The sequence below is a fragment of the Paucimonas lemoignei genome, assembly GCF_004342585.1.
GTDB lineage: Bacteria > Pseudomonadota > Gammaproteobacteria > Burkholderiales > Burkholderiaceae_D > Paucimonas > Paucimonas lemoignei.
On sequence record NZ_SLZQ01000008.1, the window covers coordinates 67,084 to 93,634 of the forward strand.

Below are 26,551 nucleotides of genomic sequence, written 5' to 3' on the forward strand. Positions count from 1 at the left end.
GACAATGAACGAACTGCCTGTCTCGCCCCAATCGGCGCCAGCGGTGAATCCGCGCCGACTGCCTGACCAGTCGGAATGGACATTCGAGCTGATCGAACAGGCGCATGAAGAAGTGCGCCGCGTCGCCGAAAAATTCGGCCTCGACACTTATCCGAACCAGCTGGAGATCATCAGCGCCGAGCAGATGATGGACGCCTATGCCTCCGTCGGCCTGCCGGTTTCCTATCACCACTGGTCATTCGGCAAGCACTTCCTTTCCACGGAAAAGAGTTACAAACGCGGCCAGATGGGCCTGGCGTATGAGATCGTCATCAATTCGAATCCCTGCATCGCCTACCTGATGGAAGAAAACAGCCTGATGATGCAGACGCTGGTGATCGCGCATGCAGCCTACGGCCATAATTCCTTCTTCAAGGGGAATTACCTGTTCCGCACCTGGACCGATGCCGAGGCGATCGTCGACTACATGGTCTTCGCCAAGAATTACATCAGCCAGTGCGAGCAACGTTACGGCATCGAAGAGGTGGAACTGCTGCTGGATTCCTGCCATGCCTTGCAGAATTATGGCGTCGACCGTTACAAGCGCCCTGCCAAGATCTCGATGGAAAAGGAGCGCGCACGCCAGCAGGAACGCAAAGAGTATCTGCAATCGCAGATAAACGAGTTATGGCGCACCCTTCCCCGCCGTGAGGCCGAAGAGGAAGAGGAAGAAGTCGCACAGCGCTTTCCCGAAGAGCCGCAGGAAAATCTGCTGTACTTCATCGAGAAATATGCCCCGCTGCTGGAACCCTGGCAGCGTGAGATCGTGCGTATCGTGCGCAAGATTTCGCAGTATTTCTATCCGCAGCGGCAAACCCAGGTCATGAACGAAGGCTGGGCCACCTTTTGGCATTACACCATCGTCAACCAGTTATACGACGAAGGCATCGTCGGCAACGGCTTCATGATGGAATTCCTCCAAAGCCATACCAACGTCGTGTATCAGCCGCCGGTAAGCAGTCCCTATTACGGCGGCATCAATCCGTACGCGCTGGGCTTTAACATGATGCGCGACATTCGACGCATCTGCGAAGAGCCGACGGATGAGGATCGCGCCTGGTTCCCCGAAATTGCCGGCAGCGACTGGATCAAGACGCTGGATTTTGCAATGCGCAATTTCAAGGACGAAAGCTTCATCGCGCAATATCTTTCGCCCAAGCTCATTCGCGACTTTCACTTTTTCTCGGTGCTGGACGACGACCATAAGGACAACCTCGAAGTCTCGGCAATCCATGACGACAGCGGCTACCGCTATGTGCGCGAACAACTGGCGGCGCAGTACAACCTGGGCAATCGCGAGCCGAATATCCAGGTCTGGTCCGTCAATACGCATGGCGACCGCAGCCTGACACTGCGTCATACCCAATTCCAGCGCCGTCCCCTAAGCCAGAACACGGAAGAAGTGTTAAAGCATGTTGTTCGCCTGTGGGGATTCGACGTACACCTGGAGACGGTCACGCCTGAAGGCGCAATACTGCACACGAAGGAATGCAAAGCTGAAAGAAGACAAAGACGCAAGCGCTAGCCTTACGTCATAGCGGCGCTGGTTCTCGCCGGGGAACCAGCATACATCGACTTGATCTTATGGAAAGTCGTCGTATGGAGGTCAATTCATGTCCAGCCGCATTAGCTTATCCTTATGCCCTATTCCAGGAACCTTGTTTCGTCCCGTTTCCGTTTTCTTCTATAACCATACTCTAGTGTGGCAATTGCATCGCGCGCCCATTCCGGAAGAAGATCCGCTGGACCCGCTGCCAGGCGAGGAGCCTTCTCCCGATGAGGAAGAGCTGCCGCCTCATCCAAATCCGTCCATTGTCAACGCAGCCCCAGAATTATCGAAGACAATCAGCACGTCCGGCGCGGCTCGCTGCAGCCGGCTGCGTCAGACTTTTCACTAGAGAGAATCGCATGACTACACCGCAGAACTCTACCGATGAAGCATCCCGCTATGCAGATGAACTGATACGCCGTTTTGAGGAATTCACCAGCTGGGCGATCACTAACTGGCCACAGAAAAACTATCCGCTGATGGCATCGGACTTTGCCGAATCGCGCCGCGAAATCAGCACTATCATCGGCCGGCGATTGGATGAGGGCGAATCCGTGCCGCCACCCGAGAAAGGCGGCCCGCAATACACGGACGTCAATCCGACGCCCTGGCCCTGATTGTAATAAAGAGATAGAAGGCCAACGCCCGTAATTGCGCTTCATTACGGGCTCTTACCTGGTTCTATTTAGATATGCCGCATGCGCGAGGCGGCGTTGCGTGCATGGGAAGACGAGAGATACATATCCTCTTCCGGGAAATGCTCATCCGCAATTTCTTCGATTGCGAGGCCGAGCCGGGCGCGCATCTCGTTTTTTGCCGCAAGCAATTCTCTTCCGACGGCGACCAGATCCAGTTCCGACACCAGCACCTTGGGAAACATGACAGCTTCCTCATCCTGAATGTGGTGTTCTATCTGTTCCGCCAATGCGCGGACCTTGGCATCGAACATAGGGTCGTCCGGTGGAATACTCCCCAGCATGATGATGATGCTTTTGGCGGATTCGTGTTCATCCTCTGCTTCATCCATCAGGCGGACATCTTCTATGGCCTCTCGCACGGCCGGATAAAAGATCCCCTCTTCCACGGCGAAATGAATCAATAACTCGGCGCATACTTTACGCACGAGCTCGAATTTTTCATGCACGCGAATACGGCCGCGCTTTGCCTGAATCTCGGCAAATAGAGCCTGGACCTTACGATGGTCCATGGTGAGCAGACCGACGACATCCGGGTAAACCACCATTGGCAAAACCAGCTGGGGGCGTTTATTCATGCCGCACCTTTACGAATATAGTCACAAAAAAATGGACTCGGCATCAGCAGAATTACTCACTTCAATTAGCTGGCATTTGCGTTAGAACAAATGGATATTCAGACTACAAAACCGGTTGCTTAACAGGATCCGCTTTTACGATTGCCTGTATCCGCGGTGGCTTCTCTACGAACTAAGGATTGCTGCTGAACTCTGATGTAAATGGCCTGTATGAAATCTTGGATGGCCAGGTAAATTCATCGAATACATAGGAGAAGGCAATGGCTCCGAAATATGAGCATTTCATGGATGAAGCGGATATTGGTTCGGGCGAAAAAACTCCAGCCGAAATCGACGACTTGGAAAAAACCAAGCATTTAAGGAAAGAACAGGAACAGGCAAGACAAGAAGCCAGGCCAATGGACGGTGCTTTGCTACATCAAGTGGTTGAGGAGCAGCAATATATCAACCAGCACGAAAGCCATACGCCCCATAGCGTGATGGATCCGCCTGCCACCGACGCGGAAACACCAGCGAACCGCGATATCGAAGAAGTCTCCGGCTTCTCACCCATACCATCAGAAAAGTCAGACGACAAGTCACGCTCCTCGCGTTCGCAAAGTCGTCAGAGCCGATAAATTTTTAGATAGGGAAATTTATGAGGAAATTTTCGTTGGTTCCAAAGAAAGCAGTGTTTTTACTATCCTAGTGAAAAATGTAAATTTAACTTGCTTGTTGGATTCCGTGTCGGCATCGATGAAATTTCCTCTCTTTCATTTCGCCTTGCGTTTATTGCAAAGCAAGTCTTTGTTTTTAAATGGATTTAAATTAAGAAATATTTTTACCGTTAAATTATTGGGTTTCTTATAGAGAACTTTCCGAAAAAGAAAAACATTTTCCATAACATGTTATTCATAAAGTGAATGTCAACAATAAGATATTAAACGTTGATTTATAGCGCGAAGGCGCCATAATAAACTTACCAAGTTGACAGGAGAACATCATGTTGAACGCAAACTTCGCAAGCTATCCGTATGTCAGTCCGGTAAATTCTTATGCGGAAAATCTGGGTCGTGCAGCACGCGGATTTGTTGCCGCGCTTTTAGCCATCGATCCGGTCAAGGCGCATGTCGGCCCGCCGGCTGCTGAGGATGCTACTGTAGACCATGAAATTAGCCTGGATGAACTGGAACTGATGGCTCGCCGGTTTGAATCCACCATGCCAAACCAAGCGGCTGAACTGCGCTACCTGGTAAGCAGGACGTAAGCGCGGTTCCACTATCCAGGACGCTGGCACAAGCGGGAAATCGATAAGCAGATTTCCCGCTTTGCTACCCAACTATTGCCGTGCATTAATTTTCGCAATTGGAAAAGTGATTGCTAACTTTGAACGATTTCGACAGTTTCCTTCATGAGATTTTCTGTGTTTTAATAGATTCCGTAGTTAAAGACTTCTTTTGAGAAAAGTTGATTTTACTCAAAGTTGTCAATTTTCAACGGAGAATAATACTTACAGAAAATTCTTTACAAGGAGACAAGCATGCCGACTTTGACCTCCCAAGAAATGGTGGCTTCTTTGGTTAATGCTTACTGCGGACAAAACGCTACGTTAAGACAGAAGCACGTTTTCGAACAAGCCCTATTCGCTCTGGTGCGTTTGGCCAAATCAGAGCAGATGATGGAAATAAAGGCTAATGTCCGAAAACTGACCGGCCCGCTTGTCCCATTTGTCCCTCGGCAGACGGTAAAACAGCAAGCACAAGCTCGCCTTGCCCAGATGGCTTTGCCCGGACTGGAAGAAAAGGTTGGCGCACCTAGTGCGACTTCCCGCCGCCGCAAATAAATCAGATACGTCAGGATTGCAGTTACGCTCCAGATTTTTTGTCTATTGGTTTTCCTGAGAACGATCGTTTTTACCGGTCAAGCTCCGTGATTCAGAATTGTTGATACCTATATGTATGCATATAAATAAGGGCAGCTTAGGCTGCCCTTATGCTTTTAGGAGCGCGGGGAATTTTCCGGGCCCTGTTTCCGATAAGCTTAGTAGAGATAGACGGCGCCGCTGTTGGATGCCGTATTACTTGCCTGGTTACCGTTGATACCTGCGGCCCCGCTGTCTTCATTATAAGCCCCGACTGCTGCGGTGCTGCCATCGGCGGAAATCGCGACACTCATGCCGAACATGTCACCGGCTCCCGGATTCGGCGCCTTGATATAAGCGCGCTGCGTCCAGGTGACGCCGCTGCGGACAAAGACATAGGCTGCGCCACTGTCGCCAGTACCGTTGTCAGCCTGGTTGCCGTTGATTCCAACGCTGCCGCCATCCTCGCCGGCCGCACCGACAATCAAGGTGTTGCCATCGGCCGATAGTGCCACACCCGTGCCAAACCAGTCGAGTGAGTTGGTATTGGATGCCTTGATATAGGCTTGCTGGGACCAGGCGCCACCGTTACGGCTAAATACGTACACCGCACCTGATTCAGCACTGGAATTATCGGTCTGATTGCCATTAACGCCGGAGGCAGCACTATCTTCGCCGTATGCGCCCACTGCCAGCGTATTGCCGTCCGCCGAGAGCGCTAGGCTATAACCGAACCAGTCCATTGATTCCGTATTGGATGCCTTGATATAGGCTTGCTGAGTCCAGTTGCTACCGTTGCGAATGAAAACATAGACAGCACCGCTATCCGTTGCCAATTCGTTATTCTGATTGCCCTGGATACCAGTTGCGCTGCTGTCTTCGTTGTACGCTCCTACTGCCAGCGTATTGCCGTCACCTGAAAGAGCGATGGTGGCGCCAAAGGCATCGCCTTCACCGGTATTGGACGCCTTGATATAAGCCTGCTGGCTCCAGGCAGTACCGCCGCGCGTAAAGACATAGACCGCACCGCTGTCGAAGGCATTGTTATTATTTTGATTGCCATTAATCCCGGTCGCGCTGCTTGCTTCGTTGGCGGCACCGGCTGCCAGCGTATTGCCATCGGACGACAGTGCGACACTGATACCGAATGCATCCCCGGTATTGGTATTGGAAGCCTTGACATAAGCCTGCTGGCTCCAGGCAGTGCCGTTACGGGTGAACACGTAGACAGCTCCGCTATCCAACGCATCATTGTTAAGCTGATTGCCGTTGATCCCGGTGGCGGCACTGCTTTCAAACGGAGCGCCTACGGCCAGCGTATTGCCATTTCCCGCCAATGCAACGCTATAGCCGAACCAGTCTCCTGCCCCCGTATTGGATGCCTTGATGTAGGCTTGCTGAACCCAGATATTACCGCTGCGGGTATAGACATACACGGCGCCGCTGTTGAAGGCAGTATTACTTGCCTGGTTTCCGTTGACGCCGGTCGCGCCGCTGTCTTCCAGATAAGCGCCGATGGCGAGGGTATTGCCATCCGCAGTGAGCGCGACGCTGAAGCCAAACCAGTCATCCGCCTCAGGATTGGATGCTTTCACATAGCCGGCCGCCGCAGCGAGGTTGTTGCTGACAGCCACTGCTGCAGAATTCGCGCATCCCGAAGCATTGCAGGCTTGCAGAACGTATTGCGCATTGACGCGTCGCGGCAGGAAAGCAGGCAGGTCATAGCTGCCGGTATTGGCGGCAATCGTCGCCACCTGCACAAAACCAGCCCCGGCATCCAGTTGTTCGAGCAAACGGTATTCCGATTCACCGGCAACATCCGACCAGGTAAAGCGGAAGGTCTTGATGCTCTGCGTCGCCAGCGACAATGTCGGTGCTGGCGGTGTGTTGCCCGTAACAGTCGTCGTGGTCACACCCGAGGTGGAGGTCGCGCCAGGCACAGTCGTCGTCACGCTTGAAGTCGAAGTCACGCCGGGTACGGTAGTCGTCGTGCCGGCTCCTGAATTTCCATTCGTGGATGTCGTAACGGAGCCTTGCGAAGGACTCACTGATGGGTCTGCTCCCCCTCCACCGCCGCCACAAGCAGCGAGGACAAACGTCAAGGCAATGATCGTCGCTCTGCCAAGAGTTTTCTTAAACAATTGCATCAGTTTCTCCCTTTGATCAATAGAGATGCCATTAGTATTACGAGATGCTGGCACTGCCAATCTCACGAACTTGTTTCGTCATGGATGACGATGCCCCCTGGCACATGTTCAAATCAAAGGCCGATATTTCTATTTTGCTTCTGAAATCTTCGTCGCTATCGGACTGCATCGCTCACAGCTATGCGTCCGTCGGCTCGCCCTTCATGATTTAAGAATCACAAGGCATCAGCCTTGATTGTGGTCAGCCTTGCACCACATCATGAGGACGATATAGCCACATGCTTGACTCTGCTGAAATGCAAACGACAATGAGGTGTCGCGTTTCGGTAGGGTTTGCAAAAATTGGGAGGGAATGAAGAGGGAGAAGACTTATTCTGCAGCACGCAATGGCGAGCGTGTTGATCGATGATGGACCGATCCGGAGGCATGCTTATTTCGTTGCATGGAAGCCTGTCCTGAACTTGCAAAGAGCTATAAAGGACTGCTCTTCAAGAGTGTGCTCACGACATCCGCCATTTTCTTTCCCAGCGTCATATGCTGATCAGGATCCAGATGGATTCCGTCTATAGTGCTCGATGAAATGACGCTTCCTGCATCAAAGAAATGACACGTCGATTCTATGCAAACAGTACGATACGCTTCAGCCAGCCCGACAGACTTGACTTCGCCTCCGTGGAATTTTGGCGCTATCGGACCTTTGGGTGTTTGCATGGGAGGCGGCGCCACGACCAGCACGGGAGGAACCGGCATCCCCGGCTCAATGGGCGCATTTCTTATCGCAGAAACCAGAGCAAGAATTCCTTGGGAAGAGTGCCAGGCATTGTGATCATGCATGGACTGAAAGTCGTTTGTCCCGAGCATGAGGATGACAAGGGACAAGGGCGAATGGATTTCAATGCGCTGCCCTATTCCAACAAGGCCATTTCGCCCGGGCTTGAATGGATCATCCCAGACGGTGCGTCGACCATTCAGACAGTCTTCAATGACACGGACTTTTTGCCCGGACGCGCACAGTACGTTTTCCATCACGCCGGGCCAGCGCTGGTCGAAATCCAATCGCTTGCGAGTCGTCGGAATGATGCCCCACGAGAGTGAATCGGCATAGACGAGAATCTGCTGCATAGGTGTTTTTGCGCTCGGTTTAATTCTGCATGCCAGCTGACATTTCGCCGATTCTCACGAATCCTGGTTGCGACTTTATACGCTCGATCCAGCGGCAAACGGCAGGAAATTCCGCAAGCTCGAATCCACCTTCTTCCGCCACATGGGTATAGGCGAACAAGCCGATATCGGCGATCGTATAGCGCTCGCCGACGAAATAGTCATGGCCGCGCAGGTGGATTTCCATTACACGAAGGGCCTTATAGCCCGGTGCAAGCTTCGATCGAAGCATGGCTTCCATCTCCGGCGGCCGGCCCAGGTAGCGAATGATGTAGCGTGCAGTAGCAATATAAGGCTCATGGCTGTACTGTTCAAAGAACAGCCACTGGAACACCTGGGCTCGTTCCAACCGTTCTTCCGGCAAGAAGCGCGTACCTTCTGCCAGATAGTAAAGAATGGCATTGGATTCAGAAAGAAACCGGCCGTCTTCCAATTCGAGCAGCGGTATCTTCCCGTTAGGATTTTTTTGTAGAAAAGCCGGCGTCTTCGTTTCCTTTTTCAGGATGTCGACATTGAACCACTCGTATTGCATCCCTAACTGCTCGGCCAACAATTTAACCTTGTAGCAGTTTCCTGAATTGAGGTCGCCGTAAATTTTATACATAGTCTTTTGATTGTCGATTGTCGATTGCCGATTGCCGGCGGCATGTTCCACGCGCTACTAGACGAGCTCGCTTAAAGAGCGAAATATGTCTTTGCCACGGTCAAAACCGAATACGCCTACGAGATCGCGTTCTTATACCTGCTTACCCAATAGCCTCTCCCAATCTTCAAAGCACAATACAGTGCTGCGATTGTCGACGACGGGGTAACCGTAGCGAGGATATTCGGCGTGCCGCGAAAATAATGAACGGTACTGAGCAAAGCAATCATTACGCTGACCGGTAAAAGACCTGAAAGCAGGAGTTTCCCAGCCAGCGTGGTAGCGTTTAAATAAAGACAATCTACTACCAGTGCGAAGAAAAACGTGGCGATAAAGCTGAAAGTAAATTGCGTGATGAATGCTCTCTGAGCCGCTGCATTACCATGGCTCCGATTTGCAAAATAAGCCCAGCCGCCCCAAAGCAATCCAAAAAAACATGCAGCCAGGAAGGCCTGGTAAAAAGGAGGCTTGTGCTTGGGTTTCCCTTGGTCGGACATTGGCTACTCCGCTTATCAAAAGGTCGAGTTGCAAAGCGAACAACTATACAGTTTGACCTACCTTAGCGGCATCCCATATTTATGGGAATTTTATGGGAGTTCCATCCATTGAGTGACTATAGGTGTCATATGACGCCGAGTTAATCGATGTGCAGTAGAGGACTTAAAGCAGCAATTCCAGATTATCTAGCTTCATTCTGCAATGCGCGAGGGGCGACAATTAAATTCGCGATGTCTTCCGCGACCATCTCGGCCCACCTGCAGTATTGCCCTTCCCCGGGATGGTACTTGTCAGCCGCCATTTCGCTCGGAACCGCGGCCCAGTCCAGCGAGACATAGCGGAAATTTGCGGAGCTGTCGGCCCAGGCTTTCAAGCTCTGATCCAATGCAGCGGCATATTTCCCGAGGTACCATCTAAGCGGATGTGGTGCGGCAGGGAGAATTCGCAGCGGAGGAAGTCCCGTCACCACCACATGGCGAAGGCCGGTCCGTTCAATCAGGCGATCGACCAAGCGTTGATAATCCTGAATGAACTGTTGGGGCGTTCGTTGCGACGTTACATCATTCACACCTAAAGCAGTGACCAGCACATCCGCTGCATGAATATCCGATTTTTCAGCCAGCTCCAACGCCTCTTTCGTATTGACTCCGGATTTGGCGATCAATTGCCAATGCACATTGATCTTTAGCGTCTCGGATAATCGCTCGGCTGCTTGATATGCCAGCGCTTGTGTTTGGTTGGGCACGCCCACACCCGCAGCTGAAGAATCGCCTACAAACAAGACGCGAACAGCTTCAACGCTTTCTTCGACCGCATGCACGCCGGATCTCGGCCCTGCGGCTTCGGGAAGGCGGAGTGCCGTGGTTCTGAGCCACTTCGCTTGAGCTAATAGAATCGGGCCTAAACAGTATTTGTACATGCTAAGCATGACTTGGCTCCCTCGTGCCTGGTTGAATAGCATACTGCCTGGTTCATAAAGTGGCATATAGACTGGGCTGAACCGAAATTGGACAAATGGGAGTAGTTTAAAACCATTACAGCGACTTCCGAATATCGGATTTCACTCCATGGCATTTCAGGCTCGGTGTGGATTGAGATGAGCGCAAGCGCGATGTGCTGGTCAGCCAAGCAAGCTAGCCCTAGCCAGATGCACCTTTGCAGCGGCCCTCGGAGCGAGCGGAAATATTGAGGTGCTGCTTGAAAGGCCAGGAATATGCCGAACTATTGCTGAAGGGGAGGTTGAGCATAACCGACCAGATGGTCACCTTATGCTTAACAGTACACAGAAAAAAGAACAGCAGGGAGAAATTCTGGCGGAAGCGGTGAGATTCGAACTCACGGAGGGCGCAAACCCTCGCCGGTTTTCAAGACCGGTGCCTTAAACCACTCGGCCACGCTTCCTTCGGGGGCACCATTATACCCAAGCAGCCCCGATACACGAAAAGATTTTACTACTCGGAGAGAAACATTTCTTGAAGGTCGTTAAGAAAACGCTGTCCCAACGGGGTTGGTTTAATCACGCGAAAATCTCGATATAACAAGCCTTTTGCCTCCGCCGCGTTGAGCTCGGCTTCAATGACGTTCAGGGTCAGCCCCGTCCTTTCGGCAAACAGATTGACCGCGAAGCCGTCGCGCAAGCGCAACGCATTGAGCATGAATTCGAATCCCAGCTCACCGTGCCCGATTTCCCTTTCCTCCTGCACCGGGTTACCGGTCGCGACTTGCTGCATGTAAGCCTTGGGCTGCTTGTAACGAGCCTGCCGCACGATCCGATGGGGGAACGATAGCTTGGAATGCGCGCCGGCGCCGATGCCGAGATAATCGCCAAATTCCCAGTAATTCAGGTTATGACGAGATTGCCTTCCAGTCTGGGCGTATGCCGACACTTCATAATGGCCATAACCGGCTTGCGCTGTCGACTCTTCGATCATGTCTTGCATTTCCGCGCTGGCGTCATCATCGGGCAAGGCCGGCGGAAACTTAGCAAAATACGTATTCGGTTCCAGCGTCAGATGGTACAGCGACAGGTGCGGCGGCGCGAAACTCAGGGCGGTGGCCAGATCGGCCCTTGCCTCTTCGATGCTTTGCCCCGGCAAGGCATACATCAGGTCGAGATTGAAGTTGTCGAAGCTGGATTGCGCAATCTCGACGGCACGGCGCGCCTGATCGCCATCATGGATGCGCCCCAGCGCTTCGAGGTGATGCGCATTGAAACTTTGGATCCCGATCGACAAGCGGTTGATGCCGCTGGCACGATAGGACTTGAATTTTTCTGCCTCGAACGTACCGGGGTTGGCTTCCATTGTAATTTCCGCGCGCCCGTCCAGCGGCAGCAGCGTGCGGATATCCGACATCAACCGGTCCAGGCCTTCAGCCGACAACAGGCTGGGCGTGCCGCCGCCGATGAAGATGGTATGGATGCGCCGGCCCCAGATCAAAGGCAAGGCGCCTTCCAGGTCCGCGCGCAGCGCCGCCAGGTAGTCAGCCTCGGGAAAACCGCCCTGCACTTCATGCGAATTGAAATCGCAATACGGACACTTGCGCACGCACCATGGAAAATGCACGTACAGCGATAGCGGCGGCAAGCTTTGCAGGTTAAGAATGCCTGGCTTCAGGTAAGCATTGGCAGCCTGAGCAGCGGAAGCGGCATGGGATTCTGATGCTGCCGGTGCAGATGCAGGCGCACCGACTGGCTTAATGGGGATCATCGCAGTTTTTCCACCAACAGTCGCATGGCCTGGCCGCGGTGCGACAGGCGATTTTTGTCTTCAGCAGATAGCTCCGCCGCGGTCTTGCCCTGTTGCGGCAACAGGAAATAAGGATCATAGCCAAAGCCGCCGGCGCCGCGCGGATCGGCGATAACTTCGCCATCCCAGCGTCCTTCCGCGATGATCGGCTGAGGATCTTCGGCATGACGCACGAACACCAGCACACAATAGTAATAGGCACGCTTATCAGCATGTGCTGCGAGGTCGGCCACCAGCTTTTCGTTGTTGCGCTGGTCCGATTTCGGCTCGCCGGCATAGCGCGCCGAGCGCACGCCGGGCGCCCCCTGCAAGGCCAGCACGCAAATGCCGGAGTCGTCGGCCAGCGCCGGCAGACCGGTCAGGCGCGAGGCATGGCGCGCCTTGGCCAGGGCATTTTCCACAAAGGTCGGATGCGGCTCCTCGGCTTCGGGAACCTGGAATTCACCTTGCGGCTTGAGTTCGAAACCGAGCGGCGTCAACAGCTGGTTGAATTCCTTCAGCTTGCCGGCATTGTTAGAGGCGAGAACGATAGTCTGGGACATGTCATTTACTTAAAACATCATGGGTTACCAGTGAGATGATAACTTGTCGATGACCGCTTTGCTGAGTGCGCCGGAATGAGCGCGCTTCTCGCCTTGCGCATTGATCCAGTAGGTGCGCGGCAATTCACCGAACCACTTGGGATCGATGGCATAGCGCAGTTGCTCAACGGGCGCGTCCCCGAAAGCCCAGATTTGCGACGCCAGGCCGGATGCTTGCAGCTTTTTCATGATCAGGCGGCGTGCCTGCGGATCATCTGCCGGATCGGTGGCAATTGTCACGACAGTAAATTTCCGCGCCCGCTGGGCTTCTGCAAGCGCAGCGAAACTGGCCTGGCAATACGCGCAATCCAGCCCCCACACCACGATGACATAGGGCTTGCCGGTGTGGCTTGCCATGATTTGTTTGAGGCTATCCGGGCCAAAGGCATGAATAGTGTCGACAGCATGAGCACTCGTCGCCCACATCAGGAAAAGCACGCATGCCAGCAATATACGAAGCATTTTGCTCATGACGCCTCTTGCACGGTACGGACCACGCGGATGCCTTCGTTATTGGTGCGCCATACCAGCAGAATGCCGGCCGGCGAATGAATCAGGAAAGGCTTGTCCGAATCGCCAGCGGTGCGGACCAGTTCCCTCGATTGCCAGGTGGCGCCGCCATCCGCGGAAAGCTTCGCCATGATGGCAGTCGCCTGGCCATCGAACTGTTTCCATGCAATCGCCACCTGCTTGCCCTGTACCGCAATATCGGCATGAGACGCCTGGGCTTCACCCAACTTGACCGGCTTGATGGACGTCTGCCCAGGCGCTACGGTGGCATACTGCACACCGGCGCTGTCGCCATCCTTGCCATTGAACCAGACCTGATGACGCGTGCCATCCGCAGCGTAAGCCAGCGACGGGCCATGATGTGGGCAGGCGTCGATACGCCAGTCATCGAATGTCGCGCGCATCGCGGTCCCTGCCTTGCCATCCGGTGCCAGCTCCGCCACGGCATGGTCACGCGCATTCGGCTCGAAGACATGTCGCCACATGGCAACAGGATTACCCTGCGCATTCAGCGCGAGGCTGATACGGCAGCATTCGCAGACATGGTCCGCGATCTTGTAATCGCCCTTGAATGTCGCGCCACCATCGCTGGATACGGCATAGTAAATGGCGGAGCCGCGATAGCTTTCACCACGTGCCCTTGTTGCCGTCGCGTCCCGGCCATCGATCCAGACAATGAAAATCCTGCCGGCACGATCGACGATCATGGAACCGAAAGCATGGACAATCCTGTCGCGGCTGGCATGCACGGTAACTGGCTCGGAAAAGCTGCGTGCGCCATCGACGGAACGCGCAAAGCGGATATCGCCGATATGCGGCTTAGCCACCGGCTTGGTGTAAGTAACGTAGATCTCGTCCTTGGGACCAAAGGCGATCTTGGGACGCTCCTCGCCCCCGGCTGATACCGGCTCGGGAGTATTCTGGACTTTGATAGGTTTCGACCAGGTCTTGCCGAGATCCGCAGATCGGCGCAGCACGACGAACTCGCCGCCATCCAGCGTTTCCTTGCTGGCGACCCACAGACGCCCTTCCTTGTCCACGGCGGCGGAAGTGCCGAGTTCCAGTCGTTTGGTCGCAGCAGCTCCGGCATGCCCCTCATGCGCGAGCGCCCCCTGCATCGCGGTTGTGACCAGCATAAACATGCAGAACAAGAACTTCGGCGCCGTGGCCAACCCGTGCATCATTCGCTTCATGACATCCTCTCCTTAGTACGTCAGTTCGATCCCGGCATACAGGGACCGGCCATCTCCCGGATAAAACTGGCGGCTGTCCAGACCGCGCGCATCAGCAATTACATTGGTCGTCGCTGCATAGGTCTTGTCCGTCAGGTTTCGGAAATCCGCAAACCAGGATACATTCTTGCCGATTTTCTGGCCGACCTTGAATCCGACGATGCCATAGCCGGCGGCACGCAGAGAATTGGCATGGTCGACGTAGGTTGACGAGGCGATGCGGACATTTGGACCGGCATAAAAACCGTTTTCCAGGTTGTACAGTAATTCAGCCTGCAAAATCTGGCGCGGCACACCAGCCAGCCGATTGTCGCCATAGGTGCGATCGCCATCGAAGCGGAAATCGTTGAGCACATAACTGGCACGGGCGATCCACGCGGAACCGAAACTCGCTTCCAGGCCCGCCTCGATGCCCTGATGGATGGTCCTGTCGGCGTTAATCGTGCCAAGCGGGTTACCGTTCACATCGTTCAGCGCCAGCAATTCCTTTTTGACTTGCGCACGGTAGAGCGACACATCCCAGTTCAGTTTTCCCCATGACTCTCGGGCAGACCCGCGCGTACCAAGTTCGAAGGTTCTGGCACGCTGCGCATCCACCGGCGTCACGTTCGGCCCGCCATTCAGCTCGCCAAACGTCGGCGGCTCATAACTTCCGCTGATATTGCCATATACCTGCACCGCCGGCGTCAGCTCGTGGCGCATGCCGATCTTTGGCGACACACGATTGAAAGTCTCATTCACGCTGTTGTCGCCATTGGCTAGAAAAGCATCCAACAGCCTGCGTTTTGCCGAAGCCGCTTGGGCACCGATTACAAGAGCGGTCGACGGCAGCAGATAATGCTGGTTTTCCGCGAACACGGTGAAATTTGTCGAACGCTGCTTTGACTGCGCCGTACGGGCTCCAGCCTGCCCGTTGACATTGGCGAAACGATCATCCGACAACTCTCCCTGCTGAAGCGTTATGCCCGCGATCAGCTGGTTCTTGTTGCCGAACAGCTTTTGGTCACTGATGTAGCGCGCATTAATGCCGTAATCATCCGAGCGCTGTTCCAGCACCTGGAAGATCGGGTGATGCAGGGATTTGTTGGAATAAAAGCCGCCGATTTCCACTCGCTGCTGCCCATCGATGCGCCACGTGGTCAGGTTGGACAAACGATACAGCGTGAAGTCGCGATGCTGATCGCCGGTGACGGTCGCGGGGTCAGCCATTTTCGGCGTGGCATACATTTCCGCCTTGGTCAGCGCGCCCGGCAATTCCGAATCGGTTGTAACGGCCGTCAAGAAAAAGCGGGTTTCCACGGCATCGCTGAGCTGAACGCCAAGATTGCCGGACACGCGCTGGGTATCCTGTTTCGAATGCTGGCGGAACCCATCCTGATAAAACTCCGAGCCGGCGATGAACCAGTCAAGCTTTTCATTCTTGCCCGCCACCGCGACCTGCGCGCGCTTGTAGCCAAAACTGCCGGCTTCGATCCGGGCGGCGAAAGGCGGATGGTTCAGCCCCGACGGACTGACGAAATTGACGGCGCCGCCCAGCGTCGTAGAACCGAATTGCAGGGCATTGGCGCCGCGATAGACTTCGACATAACGGGCGGCGAGCGGCTCGACTGCCTGGAAATCCACGCTACCGTCCGCAAGATTGAGCGGCACGCCATCCTGCAACAGCTGGATGCCGCGCATGTGAAAGGTCCGCTGCAGGCCCGAGCCGCGAATCGACAGGCGCGTTTCTTCGGCGCCGAAACGCGACGCCACGAAGACCCCCGGTGAGAATTGCAGCACATCGTTGAGTGTCGATACGCGCCCTTCCTTGTATTGCTCGGCATCGACGATATTGGCGCCGCCGGGAATCGTGGCGATTCTGGTCCGTGCAGCCTCGATCGGCAAGAGCGTCTCGCTTCCCGCAGGCGCCGCCTTGACGATGACAGGTGCCAGTGTCTGTTCTTCCGCAGCCGCATTCAATGCATGTAAAGCGCACCATGCCGCGATAAAGCCGATTGACAGCCCGGGAGAAAATCGGAAGTCACCCGCCGGATTTTTCTTGCTCATTGTGATTTGGTTTTTCATTATCTTCCCTTCAGATGGCCAGGCGCGGCATCGAGGCGTGGCCAATGCCATGCACGATCAGGCTTGTCGCTTCGCCGGCCTGAACTGCACGGCCTACACTATCGATGGATCGACAGCTTCGCATTTACATTCGCCAACGACTGGACGTTCACTCACGTTGATCTCAGTCAAGCACCTAATAACGGCCGCAGCCGGGGCCCCAATAACTGGAATCGCGACATAAATCACGACATCAAAGGACCGCATCGTTTATCCCTGCAATCGCTGCATCGCCATCACGATGTCGACCTGTTGCTGGTAACGGGATGCGTGTTCAGGCAATGTCAGATGCTGGGCGGCATAGAAGAGCTCTTTCCAGAAATACGCTTCGTCGTCATGACCTGTATGCGCCAAGCCGATTTCTTCGAGAATTTCCAGCGCCTGCAGGCATTCTCCGCGCCGCAGATGCGCGTGGTAGCGCTGTTCGAGATCACCAGGGCAATCAAGGTATTCGGGAAGAAAATAGCGCGCCGCCGCCAGCAGCCGCAGTGCCTGTTTCGTTTCTTGAGGCCAGTTCCGCATGGTCTATCCTGTACTGTATTGTGTTCAAACAAACTGACTTGGCGCCAGCATTCGCCTTGACGTGCAGCGAACGCGCCCACAGGCGCATTCCACGTTTATCGAGCTTTGATCGGGTTGAGGCTGTAGTGAAAACTGGTCGCGATATCGCCTAGCCTTGCGCAGGATTGCCACCTTGAATCCAGAGCATTCATGCGCGGCCTGGCAGACAGCACAACAGTGCGCTACCGGGCTTGCTTTTCACAACAGCGAATCAGGATTGGTAAGGCGGGGCGCGCGATTGCGGACTCGCCCACACGAACAATGGGCGCGGAGCCTGGTAGAACAGGTCCGGCATGGAAGACGTGCCGACATAGGCCGGCAATATGAGAGATGCGGACTGCGGCAAGGCAGGCATGCCGCCATGCGCCTGGCAGAAAGGACAATGCTCAAAAGCGCTGATCGGCTCGCCATGGCTGGATGATGGCGACCCCGCATCCAGCTTGACCAGCTTCAGACCAGCGGAAGAACAGATTTCAGCCCAGAGGGAACGCGGCTTGCCGCCATCCGAGAGCGCATGCGATATCGACGGCGCGAGCGCAGCCATCAGGATCGCCAGGCAGGCGAACGCTGCTGTGATTTTCCTGAATAGCCGCGTATGAGTCATGCCAAAATTCTATCACGCAGACTGGAATCACTGCGCCAGGCCGAGTGCTTCCTTTTGCATGCGGTTCAGGTTTTCAATGCCCGCCTGCGCCAGATCAAGCATCTGATTCATGGTGACACGGTCGAATGCTTCGCCTTCCGCAGTGCCCTGCACTTCGATGAAATGCCCGGCATCGGTCATCACCACGTTCATATCGGTGTCGCAGCCTGAGTCTTCCAGGTAATCCAGATCGAGCACCGGCACGCCGCGATACACGCCGACCGAAATGGCGGCGACGAAATGCTTGAGCGGAATTGCGCTGATCAGCTGACGCTCGACCAGCACTGCAAAGGCGTCGTATGCCGCGACCATGGCGCCGGTGATGGCAGCGGTGCGCGTGCCGCCATCCGCCTGGATGACATCGCAATCCAGGTGCAGCGTGCGCTCGCCGAATGCGTTCAGGTCGAACGCGGCGCGCAGCGAGCGGCCGATCAGGCGCTGGATTTCCTGGGTGCGGCCGGATTGCTTGCCCTTGGCAGCTTCGCGGTCCATGCGGCTGTGGGTGGAACGCGGCAGCATGCCGTATTCCGCGGTCAGCCAGCCCTGTCCTTTCCCTCTCAGGAAGGGAGGCACTTTCTCCTCGATACTGGCGGTGCAGATTACCTTGGTATCGCCAAACTCGATCAATACCGATCCTTCGGCATGTTTGGTATAACGGCGGGTCAGGCGCACGGGGCGCAGTGCATCGGCGGCGCGGCCGCTGGGACGGGTGTCGACTGTCATAGATGGAAAAGCTCAGATTCGAATAATAAATATGGAGTTCTCGCCGGAACGTCGGAATATTCCAGGCAGGCTCCAATGCAGATTGTACCGGCCCGGATTTTACCCTTTGCCGGTGACCTTCGAGGATTTTTCAATCGCCTTGCGGATTTCTTCGATCGCCTTTTCGATATCGGTATCGCTGTAGCCGTCCGCGCCTTCCAGGTCGGCGTGGCGCGGCGCTTCGATGGTGGTGGTGACGGCGCCGATCGGCAGCACGTTGGTCGTGATCGAATTCGGATCGTCGACGCCATCCTCGCCGCCTTCCCACATCATGGCCAGCGCGGTAACGTTGTCGCTATTCTTGCCAGCGATTGCGGCAGCGGACTGCACCAACTGAGGCACGGCGCGCACGATGGTATTGTTTTGCAGCGTATGCGTCAGCTGATGTTCCGGCAGCACCGACCACAAGCCATCGGAACACAGCAGCATCACGTCACCCGGCTGCAGGCTGGCGCTGCGCGAGACTTCCACCATCGGCATGGTCGGCGCGCCAAGGCAATTGAACAGCTTGTTGCGGTCGGGATGCGTTTCACGTTCGGAAGGATCGACCTTTCCCTGCGCGATCAATGATTCGATCCGCGAATGGTCGCGCGTGCGCGTCAGGATCTGACCGTTGCGCATCCAGTACAGGCGCGAATCGCCGCAATGCGCCCAGGTCGCCGTATTGTGCTGAATGAGGCAAGCCACGATGGTCGTGCGCGGCGTTTCCGGCAGATTGTTGATGGCGCGGTAGCGGTGGATTTCGCGATGCGCCGCGAAGAAACTCTCTTCCAGGAAGCGCTCGGGCTTTTTCACATACGAATTGGCGTTACGCTGGAATAGCGTGGCAATGGTTTGCAAGGCGACTGTCGCCGCCACGTCGCCGCGGATATGCCCGCCCATGCCATCGGCGAGCAACAGCAGTAAGGCATCCCGGGTGAAGCTGTAGCCCATCCGGTCCTGGTTGACCTTGCGGCCGCCGATGTTGCTCTCTTGGTAGACGGAAAATCGCATTGTTTATTGGTATTGCGTGGTTTCCTGAATGGTATTCAGCGAATCTTTGTCCTTGCCGAAGCGGCTGAACAAGCCGCGCACCTTGCGCGACAGGCTTTGCAAAGGATCGCTGCCCTTCTTTTCCTGCACCGGTTCGCGCAAAGCCTTTTGCAGGGCAAAGACGCTTTGCGGACGTTCCAGCGGATCGAGCTTCAGGCTCCAGCGGATCACATCCAGCAACTCGGTCGAATAGACGCCTTCCAGCTTGCGCAGGTGCCCTTCCATCTTGTCGGCGATCTTGCGCTGGTCGGCCGGCTGCGGCGGCGCCCCCACCATGCAGGCGAACATCGAAGCGCCGATGCTGTAGATATCGGTCCAGGGTCCCAGGTTGCCATTCTTGGCGTACAGCTCGGGCGGCGCAAAGCCAGGCGTATACATCGGATACAGCTTGGGCTGATCGCTCTTCAGGGTCTGGCGTGCCGCGCCGAAATCCAGCAGGATCGGCGTGCCATCCACGCGCAGGTAGATATTGGCGGGCTTGAGATCGAGATGCAGGAGCTTGTTGGTATGCACCTCGCGCAAACCCATCATCACGTGCGAAAACATCTTGCGGATGAAGCGCTCCGACACGATCGGACGCTCGCCCTTGTCGCGCCGGCGCAAGATGTATTCCTGCAGCGAGCGGCCCGATTCATAGGCCATCACCATGTAAACGGTTTCGTTGGCGCGGAAAAAATTCAGCACGCTGACGACATTGGGATGGGCGATACGCGCAAGCGCCCGGCCTTCCTCGAAAAAGCACTTCAGGCCCATGCGGAAAATCGGCAAATTTTCCGGCGCGATCATCGGCACCAGTTCACCCGGTTCGCGCAGGGCCAGCGAACTGGGCAGGTATTCCTTGATAGCCACCGCATTGCCATCCTCGTCATATGCCAGATAGACAATACTGAAGCCACCCGATGAGATCTTCTTTACAATGCGGTATCCGGCGATTTCCAATCCGTCCGGCAAGGGAGCATTATTCTGGGCCGCCAAGTCGTGCCTCCAAGGTAAAGCGATAAAATAGCCAGGATGTGAAGGATATCGGCCACTAGCGGCCAGCAAGTTTCCTGGTCTCCATGCAATCTCTTCGATTGTGTGGATAAATCAATGTTTTGTAAAGACAATCCGAGGTTCCATTTTGACCATACATAGCATGACCGGTTATGCGGTAGTCAGCCGCGAAACCGCCGCAGGCAGCGTGACTATCGAGCTAAAAAGCGTGAATTCCCGCTTTCTTGACCTGCAATTCAAGGTCAATGACGATTTGCGGACAGTCGAGCCGGCGTTGCGCGAAGCCATCATGGCACGCGTCGGCCGCGGCAAACTGGAATGCCGGTTGAGTCTCGGCCGCCGCCATGCCGAAGGCAATACCCAGACATTGAACCAGGGCGTGCTGGCGACACTGGCGCAATTGCAGGAAGACGTGCGCCGTCAATTTCCGCAAGCCGCAGCTTTGACCGTTAACGAATTACTGCGCTGGCCTGGCGTGATCGAAGAAGCGCAGATTTCGCAGGAAACCCTGCAGGCGGAAATCCTGGCTGCACTGGCCACTGCGCTGGACGCTTTCATGGAAACGCGTGCCCGCGAAGGCGCAGCCATGCGCAACGTGATCCTGGCCCGGGTCGACGCCATGCAGGAAATCGTGCAGCGCATCACGCCGCTGGTGCCACAGGTTATCGCTCAATTCCAGCAAAAAGCCATGGAACGTATGCAGGAAGCATTGGGGATTGCGCCGGCAGCCGAAGCCAATGCGCAAGCCTTGTCGCGCGAGGAGGCGCTGGAGCGCGTGCGCCAGGAAGTGACGCTCTACGGCATTCGCATCGACGTTGCCGAGGAACTGGCCCGCCTGGCCGCGCACCTGGAAGAAACCCGGCATATCCTGCAAAAAGGCGGCCCGGTCGGCAAACGGCTGGACTTCATGATGCAGGAACTGAACCGCGAAGCCAATACGCTCGGCTCCAAGGCGGCGCTCAAGGAATTGGCCGACGCCTCGATGGAATTGAAGTTATTGATTGATCAGATGCGCGAACAGGTGCAAAACTTGGAATAATCGCGTCCAAGTATTATTCTAGGAAAATATTACTGAAGGATTACCATGCCCCAAGCAAGTTCCACTGCCGGCAGTCTTTTCATGGTCGTCGCCCCGTCGGGCGCGGGCAAGTCCAGCCTGGTCAACGCCCTGCTGGAGCGCGAACCGGCCATCAAGCTATCCATTTCGCATACGACGCGCCAGCCGCGCCCGGGCGAACAGCATGGCAGGGAATATTATTTCACCTCGGTCGATGACTTTCTTGCCATGCGCGATGCCGATGAATTTCTTGAATCGGCTGAAGTCCATGGCAATTACTATGGCACGTCGAAGATCCAGATCTTGGATCAGATGAAGGCCGGCACCGATGTATTGCTGGAAATCGACTGGCAAGGCGCGCAGCAGATCAAGAAGCAATTCCCCAATGCGATTGGCATTTTCATCCTGCCGCCTTCGATCCAGGCGCTGGAAGAAAGGCTGCTCAAGCGCGGGCAGGATGAACCGCATGTGATCACCCGCCGCATCCTGGCAGCGGGCGGGGAAATTGCGCACGCGCCGGAGTCTGAGTATGTTATTATCAATCAAGACTTTGCAACTGCTTTGTCAGAGTTGACTGCAATTATCAAGGCGGCACGTTGCCGCTTCGCGCAACAGGCGGCGCGCAACGCAGCCCTGTTTGCCCAGCTTGGCATCCATGCCCCCTTGAGTTAACCATTCCAGGAGTAAAACCATGGCCCGTATTACCATTGAAGATTGCCTGAAGCAAATTCCAAACCGCTTCCAGCTGACCCTGGCTGCGACCTACCGCGCACGCCAGCTGTTGCAAGGTCACACCCCGAAAGTGGACGCGAAAGACAAGCCGACCGTGCTGGCCCTGCGCGAAATCGCCGCCGGCAAGGTTGGCCTGGAAATGCTGAAGAAGGTGCCAACCTAAGGATCCTGCAGCGTGATGCTGTCGCTCATCACGGGCTAAAGGCCCCGCCATGAAACTGATGCCTGCCGATTCAACGCCAACCACTGTCGCCGTCAAGCGCGCAGCTGCAAGACGTTCGGCCACGAATTCCGCAGGATCGAATACCTCGATGGATGCTGCGCCTTCCGCACCCGGCGTGGCATCCATCTCAGACCTTTCCGCCAAGCTTTCCGTCTATCTGAGTGAGTCCGACCTGAAAAAGGTCAGGGAAGCCTACCGCTTCTCCGACGAGATGCACCTCGGACAGATGCGCAAGTCCGGCGAACCGTACATTTCCCACCCGATTGCCGTCGCCGAAATCTGCGCCGACTGGAAGCTCGACGCGCAAGCCATCATGGCCGCCCTCCTCCATGACGTCATGGAAGACCAGGACGTCAAGAAGGAAGAGCTGATCGAGCGTTTCGGCGCGCCGGTGGCGTCATTGGTGGATGGGCTGTCGAAGCTCGACAAGATCGAATTCCAGAGCCAGGTCGAAGCACAGGCGGAAAACTTCCGCAAGATGCTCCTGGCCATGGCGCGCGACGTGCGCGTCATCCTGGTCAAGCTGGCCGACCGCCTGCACAACATGCGCACGCTGGATTTCATGGCGCCGGAAAAGAAGCGTCGCATCGCCCGCGAGACCATGGAAGTGTACGTGCCGATCGCGCACCGGCTGGGCCTGAACAATATTTACCGCGAACTGCAGGACCTGTCGTTCGCCCATCTGCATCCGCTTCGCTACCGCACGATTGCCAAGGCAGTCAAAGCTGCACGCGGCAATCGCCGCGAAGTGGTCAGCAAGATCCTGGAATCCGTCAAGAACACGCTGGCTGCCGCCGGCCTGGAAGTCCAGGTGTACGGCCGCGAAAAAACCCTGTACGGCATCTACCGCAAGATGCGCAACAAGCACCTATCGTTTTCACAGGTGCTGGACGTGTATGGCTTCCGGATCGTGGTCGACAGCTTCGCTAACTGCTATGTCGCGCTGGGTACCCTGCACGCGCTGTACAAGCCGATGCCGGGCAAATTCAAGGATTACATCGCCATTCCCAAGCTGAATGGCTACCAGTCGCTGCACACGACCCTGATCGGCCCCTACGGCACGCCGGTGGAATTCCAGATCCGCACGCAGGAAATGCACCGCGTCGCTGAATCCGGCGTGGCCGCGCACTGGCTATACAAGAGCGGCGACGACAGCATGACCGACCTGCAGCAGCGCACCCACGCCTGGCTGCAGTCGCTGCTGGATATCCAGAAGCAGACCGGCGACTCGGCGGAATTCCTCGAGCACGTCAAGGTCGACCTGTTCCCGGATTCGGTGTACGTGTTCACACCGAAGTCGAAGATCATCGCCTTGCCGCGCGGCGCGACCGCGCTGGACTTTGCCTACACCATTCACACCGATGTGGGCGACCAGGCTATCGCGGTCAAGATCAATCACGAACAGGCGCCGCTGCGCAGTGAATTGCGCAATGGCGACATCGTCGAGATCATCACGTCGCCGACTTCGCGCCCCAACCCGAACTGGCTGACGTTCGTCCGCACCGGCAAAGCGCGCTCGGCGATTCGCCATCACCTGCGCACCATCAACCTCGCGGAATCGACCGAGCTTGGCCGGCGCCTCCTGAACCAGGCGCTGATCACGCTGAAGCTTGATCCCGAATTACTGCCGCAACTGGCGGAACGCTTATTGAACGAATCCAGCGCCAAGTCGATGGACGAGCTGTATGCCGACATCGGCGTCGGCAAGCGCATGGCCGCGCTGGTGGCGCGCCACATTCTCGGCCTGGTGGAGAACGACGCCGGCGCCGCGCCGTCGGTCACGCCACAGGGCGATATCATTCAGAGCAAGCCGGCTCCGGTCGTCATTTACGGCAACGAGGGAACCTCGGTGCAACTGGCGCCCTGCTGCATGCCGATTCCCGGCGATGGCTTGCAGGGGCAGTTGCGGCGCGACCAGGGCTTGATCGTGCATGCGCTCGATTGCGACCAGGCCAAGCGCAATCGCGCCAAGGAACCCGACCGCTGGATCGATGTGGTGTGGGGACAGGAGCTGAACCGCCGCTTCGATTGCCGCATCATGATCCTGGTGAAGAACGAGCGGGGCATGCTGGCGCGCATTGCGGCCGAAATCGGCGAATCCGACGCCAACATCAGCTACGTGGCCATGGATAACGGCAAGGATGAAACCATGCCGATCACGCAGCTGAAATTCACCATCCAGGTAGAAGACCGCGTACACCTGGCCCGCCTGATGCGCAATATCCGCCGTATTCCGAATGTCGCGCGTATCATGCGCGAACGCGGATAAGCTTACTGCGGCACCGGGTAGCTGACTTCCAGAACTTCTAATTCTTCGATGCCGCCGGGCGTCTGCAAGGTCACCACGTCACCTTCGCGCGCCTTCGTCAATGCGCGCGCCACGGGCGATACCCAGCTGATCTTGCCACTCAATGGATCGAGCTCGTCGATGCCGACGATGGTGACGGTCTGTTCATCGCCAGCCTGATTGCAGTAAGTGACCGTCGCGCCGAAAAACACCTGGTCCGAGCCATGATGCACGCTTGGATCGACCACTTCCGCCAGGTCCAGGCGCTTGGTCAGAAAACGGATGCGCCGGTCAATCTCGCGCAGGCGCCGCTTGCCATAGATATAGTCGCCATTCTCCGAGCGGTCGCCATTGGACGCCGCCCAATGCACGATGCGCACGACTTCCGGGCGCTCGACATCGATCAGCTGCAATAGCTCATCCTTGATGCGCTGGTAACCGGCCGGCGTAATGTAGTTCTTGGCGCCCGGGGGAATCGGTGGCAGAGCGGGGCCGAGATCATCCTCGTCGCCATCGCTTTCCTTGACAAATGCTTTATTCATAACAGCGATTATAGCCTCGTCCCGTGCGAAGGACGAGGCGCTAATGGGCGTCGGCGATGCTGTTTGCCCAGTGAAAAGCCTGCACTTGCATCTCCGTCAGATCCTGCGGAGTGAGCCCGAGACTATGCAGAATGGCCAAGGCCGGCGGCCCGAGATGGTCGATCCGCTCGATATATTCCACCAGCTTCAGCATGTCGCCGAATTCGCCACTTCGATGCAACAGCGCCTTGCGCACCTCATCGGCAACGGTGAGCTGATCAAGCACCTCTTCCATCGACATGCCAAACAGCGCGTCCATCAGCGACATGATCCCGATGGTAAAAGATTTTTCGCTCAAGCCACGGTCGCCTGGATAACGCTTTTGCGCCATCAGCTCCAGCAGCTTGCCGCGCGAGGTTGCCAATGCGAGCAGCGGCGACTTCAATGCCTCGCCTTCTCCCGAGCTGGCGTAAATCAGGATTTGCAACCAGCGCTGCAATTGCAGGCGCCCCATTACCAGGAGTGCCTGGCTGACCGAATCGATGTGCCGGCCAGCGCCCACGCCGGCAGTGTTCACCAGCCGCAAGAGGTTCAGCGACAGCGTCACATCGCGCTTGATCGTCTGTTCGAGCGCGGCGCTATCTTCATCAGCCAGAATCTGATTCATGAGCTGCATGATCCCGACTTGCGAAGGCGAAAGCTTCTTACCGCTCAGGATAAGCGGCTTGGCAAAATAATAGCCCTGAAAATAATCGAAACCGAGGTCCAGGCAAGTCTTGAACTCGCTATGGGTTTCCACCTTTTCCGCCAGAAGTTTCTTGCTGGCGTGCTTGAGCTGGCGCACCAGGGCATGCAAGGTCTGTGAGGGCATGCCCATGATATCGATCTTGATGAACTGAACCAGGGGGAGCAATTGACGCACGTCCTCGGACTGGATTACCACATCGTCCAGCGCAAACTGATACCCTGCCTTGGCCAGTTCCTTGATACGTTCGATGATTTCCGGCGTCACCCTGACGGTTTCCAGGATTTCCAGAACCACCTTGTCCGGTGGCAGAAACCCGATGAAGTCACTCATCAGCACGCCTTCGTCGATATTGACAAAGCCCAGCGAATCGCCAATGACGTTTTCCAGCCCGAGTTCGGAAACGTGCGCCATGACAGCAGCGGTGGCGGCAACGTTATCCACGATCTGCGCATGGCCCGACGCAGCATCGCGGAACAACAATTCATACGCAACCAGCTGTTGGGCACGGCTCAGAATAGGCTGCCGCGCCAGGAAGAATTCCCGCGCATGTTGTACAGCTTCTGCGTTGAGGGTAGCCAAGTCGGGGCTCATCGGATAGAGAAGCTGCCTTTATTCAAGATATATTTAAGAATTTACATGGGGAAAATATTTCCCTCAAGAATTTTTGTA

At 56.0% G+C, this 26,551-nt stretch carries 28 protein-coding genes and 1 tRNA gene; 10 read left to right on the plus strand and 19 right to left on the minus strand.

Annotation, left to right across the window (positions count from 1 at the left end; translation table 11 throughout):
- Nucleotides 1–4 precede the first annotated feature (4 nt).
- The 3 genes from EDC30_RS12945 (at nt 5) to EDC30_RS12955 (ending at nt 2,205) form a co-directional block, all read left to right on the plus strand.
- Entirely contained in the window at nt 5–1,564 is a 1,560-nt protein-coding gene (locus EDC30_RS12945) for a SpoVR family protein (RefSeq protein WP_207907276.1), read from the plus strand.
- 88 nt (nt 1,565–1,652) lie between these two features.
- The gene (locus EDC30_RS12950) at nt 1,653–1,937 is read left to right on the plus strand and encodes a hypothetical protein (protein WP_132259267.1); all 285 of its coding nucleotides are present in this window, start codon (nt 1,653–1,655) and stop codon (nt 1,935–1,937) included.
- 10 nt (nt 1,938–1,947) lie between these two features.
- Nucleotides 1,948–2,205: a hypothetical protein gene (locus tag EDC30_RS12955; protein ID WP_132259268.1), complete on the plus strand. Its 258-nt coding sequence runs from the start codon at nt 1,948–1,950 to the stop codon at nt 2,203–2,205.
- A 68-nt stretch (nt 2,206–2,273) separates the two neighbouring features.
- Here the strand turns inward: EDC30_RS12955 and EDC30_RS12960 are convergent, their stop codons facing one another.
- A complete protein-coding gene (locus tag EDC30_RS12960) occupies nt 2,274–2,861 on the minus strand; it encodes a hemerythrin domain-containing protein (protein ID WP_243656775.1) in 588 nt (195 codons plus the stop codon).
- A gap of 260 nt (nt 2,862–3,121) precedes the next feature.
- Here EDC30_RS12960 and EDC30_RS12965 point away from each other — a divergent pair, with 260 nt between their 5' ends.
- From EDC30_RS12965 to EDC30_RS12975, 3 genes are all read left to right on the plus strand, one after another.
- Nucleotides 3,122–3,478 carry a hypothetical protein gene (locus EDC30_RS12965; RefSeq protein ID WP_132259269.1) on the plus strand — a complete coding sequence of 119 codons (357 nt, stop codon included), beginning with the start codon at nt 3,122–3,124 and terminating at the stop codon, nt 3,476–3,478.
- Nucleotides 3,479–3,843: 365 nt separating this feature from the next.
- The gene (locus EDC30_RS12970) at nt 3,844–4,107 is read left to right on the plus strand and encodes a hypothetical protein (protein ID WP_132259270.1); all 264 of its coding nucleotides are present in this window, start codon (nt 3,844–3,846) and stop codon (nt 4,105–4,107) included.
- 273 nt (nt 4,108–4,380) lie between these two features.
- On the plus strand, nt 4,381–4,683 hold the full coding sequence (locus EDC30_RS12975) for a hypothetical protein (protein ID WP_132259271.1): 303 nt from the start codon (nt 4,381–4,383) through the stop codon (nt 4,681–4,683).
- Nucleotides 4,684–4,880: 197 nt separating this feature from the next.
- On the opposite strand, the gene EDC30_RS12980 is transcribed toward EDC30_RS12975, so the two are convergent.
- From EDC30_RS12980 to EDC30_RS13055, 16 genes are all read right to left on the minus strand, one after another.
- Complete coding sequence (locus EDC30_RS12980) at nt 4,881–6,749, minus strand: integrin (RefSeq protein WP_207907277.1); 1,869 nt, start codon at nt 6,747–6,749, stop codon at nt 4,881–4,883.
- A 570-nt stretch (nt 6,750–7,319) separates the two neighbouring features.
- Nucleotides 7,320–7,970: an SGNH/GDSL hydrolase family protein gene (locus EDC30_RS12985; RefSeq protein WP_132259273.1), complete on the minus strand. Its 651-nt coding sequence runs from the start codon at nt 7,968–7,970 to the stop codon at nt 7,320–7,322.
- Nucleotides 7,971–7,989: 19 nt separating this feature from the next.
- The gene (locus tag EDC30_RS12990; protein ID WP_243656776.1) at nt 7,990–8,664 is read right to left on the minus strand and encodes a glutathione S-transferase family protein; all 675 of its coding nucleotides are present in this window, start codon (nt 8,662–8,664) and stop codon (nt 7,990–7,992) included.
- Nucleotides 8,665–8,729: 65 nt separating this feature from the next.
- Nucleotides 8,730–9,149, minus strand: a complete 420-nt coding sequence (locus EDC30_RS12995; protein WP_132259274.1) for a hypothetical protein — start codon at nt 9,147–9,149, stop codon at nt 8,730–8,732.
- Between the two features lie 182 nt (nt 9,150–9,331).
- Nucleotides 9,332–10,078, minus strand: a complete 747-nt coding sequence (locus EDC30_RS13000) for an SGNH/GDSL hydrolase family protein (RefSeq protein ID WP_132259275.1) — start codon at nt 10,076–10,078, stop codon at nt 9,332–9,334.
- Between the two features lie 383 nt (nt 10,079–10,461).
- Nucleotides 10,462–10,551 (minus strand) — tRNA-Ser (locus EDC30_RS13005).
- Between the two features lie 50 nt (nt 10,552–10,601).
- The gene (gene hemW / locus EDC30_RS13010) at nt 10,602–11,858 is read right to left on the minus strand and encodes a radical SAM family heme chaperone HemW (protein ID WP_132259276.1); all 1,257 of its coding nucleotides are present in this window, start codon (nt 11,856–11,858) and stop codon (nt 10,602–10,604) included.
- Complete coding sequence (gene rdgB / locus EDC30_RS13015) at nt 11,855–12,439, minus strand: RdgB/HAM1 family non-canonical purine NTP pyrophosphatase (RefSeq protein WP_132259277.1); 585 nt, start codon at nt 12,437–12,439, stop codon at nt 11,855–11,857. Before rdgB ends, hemW begins: the two co-directional genes overlap by 4 nt.
- 24 nt (nt 12,440–12,463) lie before the next feature.
- Nucleotides 12,464–12,949, minus strand: coding sequence for a TlpA family protein disulfide reductase (locus EDC30_RS13020; protein WP_132259278.1), 486 nt, complete (start codon nt 12,947–12,949; stop codon nt 12,464–12,466).
- On the minus strand, nt 12,946–14,181 hold the full coding sequence (locus EDC30_RS13025) for a sialidase family protein (RefSeq protein ID WP_132259279.1): 1,236 nt from the start codon (nt 14,179–14,181) through the stop codon (nt 12,946–12,948). Before EDC30_RS13025 ends, EDC30_RS13020 begins: the two co-directional genes overlap by 4 nt.
- A gap of 12 nt (nt 14,182–14,193) precedes the next feature.
- Nucleotides 14,194–16,284, minus strand: coding sequence for a TonB-dependent receptor family protein (locus EDC30_RS13030; RefSeq protein WP_207907278.1), 2,091 nt, complete (start codon nt 16,282–16,284; stop codon nt 14,194–14,196).
- 249 nt (nt 16,285–16,533) lie between these two features.
- On the minus strand, nt 16,534–16,845 hold the full coding sequence (locus tag EDC30_RS13035) for a hypothetical protein (RefSeq protein ID WP_132259280.1): 312 nt from the start codon (nt 16,843–16,845) through the stop codon (nt 16,534–16,536).
- A gap of 250 nt (nt 16,846–17,095) precedes the next feature.
- Nucleotides 17,096–17,488, minus strand: a complete 393-nt coding sequence (locus EDC30_RS13040) for a DUF2946 domain-containing protein (RefSeq protein ID WP_132259281.1) — start codon at nt 17,486–17,488, stop codon at nt 17,096–17,098.
- A gap of 27 nt (nt 17,489–17,515) precedes the next feature.
- On the minus strand, nt 17,516–18,250 hold the full coding sequence (rph, locus tag EDC30_RS13045; protein ID WP_132259282.1) for a ribonuclease PH: 735 nt from the start codon (nt 18,248–18,250) through the stop codon (nt 17,516–17,518).
- Between the two features lie 99 nt (nt 18,251–18,349).
- Complete coding sequence (locus EDC30_RS13050; RefSeq protein WP_132259283.1) at nt 18,350–19,282, minus strand: PP2C family protein-serine/threonine phosphatase; 933 nt, start codon at nt 19,280–19,282, stop codon at nt 18,350–18,352.
- A 3-nt stretch (nt 19,283–19,285) separates the two neighbouring features.
- Entirely contained in the window at nt 19,286–20,296 is a 1,011-nt protein-coding gene (locus EDC30_RS13055; RefSeq protein WP_132259284.1) for a serine/threonine protein kinase, read from the minus strand.
- Between the two features lie 160 nt (nt 20,297–20,456).
- On the opposite strand from EDC30_RS13055, the gene EDC30_RS13060 reads away from it, so the two are divergent.
- From EDC30_RS13060 to EDC30_RS13075, 4 genes are read left to right on the plus strand one after another with little or no spacing between them, the layout of a single operon-like run.
- On the plus strand, nt 20,457–21,353 hold the full coding sequence (locus tag EDC30_RS13060) for a YicC/YloC family endoribonuclease (protein ID WP_132259285.1): 897 nt from the start codon (nt 20,457–20,459) through the stop codon (nt 21,351–21,353).
- Nucleotides 21,354–21,398: 45 nt separating this feature from the next.
- Entirely contained in the window at nt 21,399–22,043 is a 645-nt protein-coding gene (gene gmk, locus EDC30_RS13065; RefSeq protein WP_132259286.1) for a guanylate kinase, read from the plus strand.
- A gap of 19 nt (nt 22,044–22,062) precedes the next feature.
- Nucleotides 22,063–22,266, plus strand: a complete 204-nt coding sequence (rpoZ, locus tag EDC30_RS13070) for a DNA-directed RNA polymerase subunit omega (protein ID WP_132259287.1) — start codon at nt 22,063–22,065, stop codon at nt 22,264–22,266.
- A gap of 49 nt (nt 22,267–22,315) precedes the next feature.
- On the plus strand, nt 22,316–24,595 hold the full coding sequence (locus EDC30_RS13075) for a RelA/SpoT family protein (protein WP_132259288.1): 2,280 nt from the start codon (nt 22,316–22,318) through the stop codon (nt 24,593–24,595).
- A gap of 2 nt (nt 24,596–24,597) precedes the next feature.
- Here the strand turns inward: EDC30_RS13075 and greB are convergent, their stop codons facing one another.
- Complete coding sequence (gene greB / locus EDC30_RS13080) at nt 24,598–25,155, minus strand: transcription elongation factor GreB (RefSeq protein ID WP_132259289.1); 558 nt, start codon at nt 25,153–25,155, stop codon at nt 24,598–24,600.
- A gap of 40 nt (nt 25,156–25,195) precedes the next feature.
- Nucleotides 25,196–26,461: an EAL and HDOD domain-containing protein gene (locus EDC30_RS13085; protein ID WP_243656777.1), complete on the minus strand. Its 1,266-nt coding sequence runs from the start codon at nt 26,459–26,461 to the stop codon at nt 25,196–25,198.
- Between the last annotated feature and the right edge of the window lie 90 nt (nt 26,462–26,551).

Excerpts from the sequence above, each read along its gene's own strand:
- hemW (WP_132259276.1), bottom strand. The coding sequence starts at position 11,858 with ATGATCCCCATTAAGCCAGTCGGTGCGCCTGCATCTGCACCGGCAGCA.
- rdgB (WP_132259277.1), bottom strand. The coding sequence starts at position 12,439 with ATGTCCCAGACTATCGTTCTCGCCTCTAACAATGCCGGCAAGCTGAAG.
- EDC30_RS13020 (WP_132259278.1), bottom strand. The coding sequence starts at position 12,949 with ATGAGCAAAATGCTTCGTATATTGCTGGCATGCGTGCTTTTCCTGATG.
- EDC30_RS13050 (WP_132259283.1), bottom strand. The coding sequence starts at position 19,282 with ATGCGATTTTCCGTCTACCAAGAGAGCAACATCGGCGGCCGCAAGGTC.
- gmk (WP_132259286.1), top strand. The coding sequence starts at position 21,399 with ATGCCCCAAGCAAGTTCCACTGCCGGCAGTCTTTTCATGGTCGTCGCC.
- EDC30_RS12945 (WP_207907276.1), top strand. The coding sequence starts at position 5 with ATGAACGAACTGCCTGTCTCGCCCCAATCGGCGCCAGCGGTGAATCCG.
- EDC30_RS13060 (WP_132259285.1), top strand. The coding sequence starts at position 20,457 with ATGACCGGTTATGCGGTAGTCAGCCGCGAAACCGCCGCAGGCAGCGTG.
- EDC30_RS12955 (WP_132259268.1), top strand. The coding sequence starts at position 1,948 with ATGACTACACCGCAGAACTCTACCGATGAAGCATCCCGCTATGCAGAT.
- rpoZ (WP_132259287.1), top strand. The coding sequence starts at position 22,063 with ATGGCCCGTATTACCATTGAAGATTGCCTGAAGCAAATTCCAAACCGC.
- EDC30_RS12960 (WP_243656775.1), bottom strand. The coding sequence starts at position 2,861 with ATGAATAAACGCCCCCAGCTGGTTTTGCCAATGGTGGTTTACCCGGAT.
- EDC30_RS13000 (WP_132259275.1), bottom strand. The coding sequence starts at position 10,078 with ATGCTTAGCATGTACAAATACTGTTTAGGCCCGATTCTATTAGCTCAA.
- EDC30_RS13030 (WP_207907278.1), bottom strand. The coding sequence starts at position 16,284 with ATGAAAAACCAAATCACAATGAGCAAGAAAAATCCGGCGGGTGACTTC.
- greB (WP_132259289.1), bottom strand. The coding sequence starts at position 25,155 with ATGAATAAAGCATTTGTCAAGGAAAGCGATGGCGACGAGGATGATCTC.
- rph (WP_132259282.1), bottom strand. The coding sequence starts at position 18,250 with ATGACAGTCGACACCCGTCCCAGCGGCCGCGCCGCCGATGCACTGCGC.
- EDC30_RS12950 (WP_132259267.1), top strand. The coding sequence starts at position 1,653 with ATGTCCAGCCGCATTAGCTTATCCTTATGCCCTATTCCAGGAACCTTG.
- EDC30_RS12970 (WP_132259270.1), top strand. The coding sequence starts at position 3,844 with ATGTTGAACGCAAACTTCGCAAGCTATCCGTATGTCAGTCCGGTAAAT.
- EDC30_RS12995 (WP_132259274.1), bottom strand. The coding sequence starts at position 9,149 with ATGTCCGACCAAGGGAAACCCAAGCACAAGCCTCCTTTTTACCAGGCC.
- EDC30_RS12965 (WP_132259269.1), top strand. The coding sequence starts at position 3,122 with ATGGCTCCGAAATATGAGCATTTCATGGATGAAGCGGATATTGGTTCG.
- EDC30_RS13040 (WP_132259281.1), bottom strand. The coding sequence starts at position 17,488 with ATGACTCATACGCGGCTATTCAGGAAAATCACAGCAGCGTTCGCCTGC.
- EDC30_RS12985 (WP_132259273.1), bottom strand. The coding sequence starts at position 7,970 with ATGCAGCAGATTCTCGTCTATGCCGATTCACTCTCGTGGGGCATCATT.
- EDC30_RS13025 (WP_132259279.1), bottom strand. The coding sequence starts at position 14,181 with ATGAAGCGAATGATGCACGGGTTGGCCACGGCGCCGAAGTTCTTGTTC.
- EDC30_RS12975 (WP_132259271.1), top strand. The coding sequence starts at position 4,381 with ATGCCGACTTTGACCTCCCAAGAAATGGTGGCTTCTTTGGTTAATGCT.
- EDC30_RS13075 (WP_132259288.1), top strand. The coding sequence starts at position 22,316 with ATGAAACTGATGCCTGCCGATTCAACGCCAACCACTGTCGCCGTCAAG.
- EDC30_RS13035 (WP_132259280.1), bottom strand. The coding sequence starts at position 16,845 with ATGCGGAACTGGCCTCAAGAAACGAAACAGGCACTGCGGCTGCTGGCG.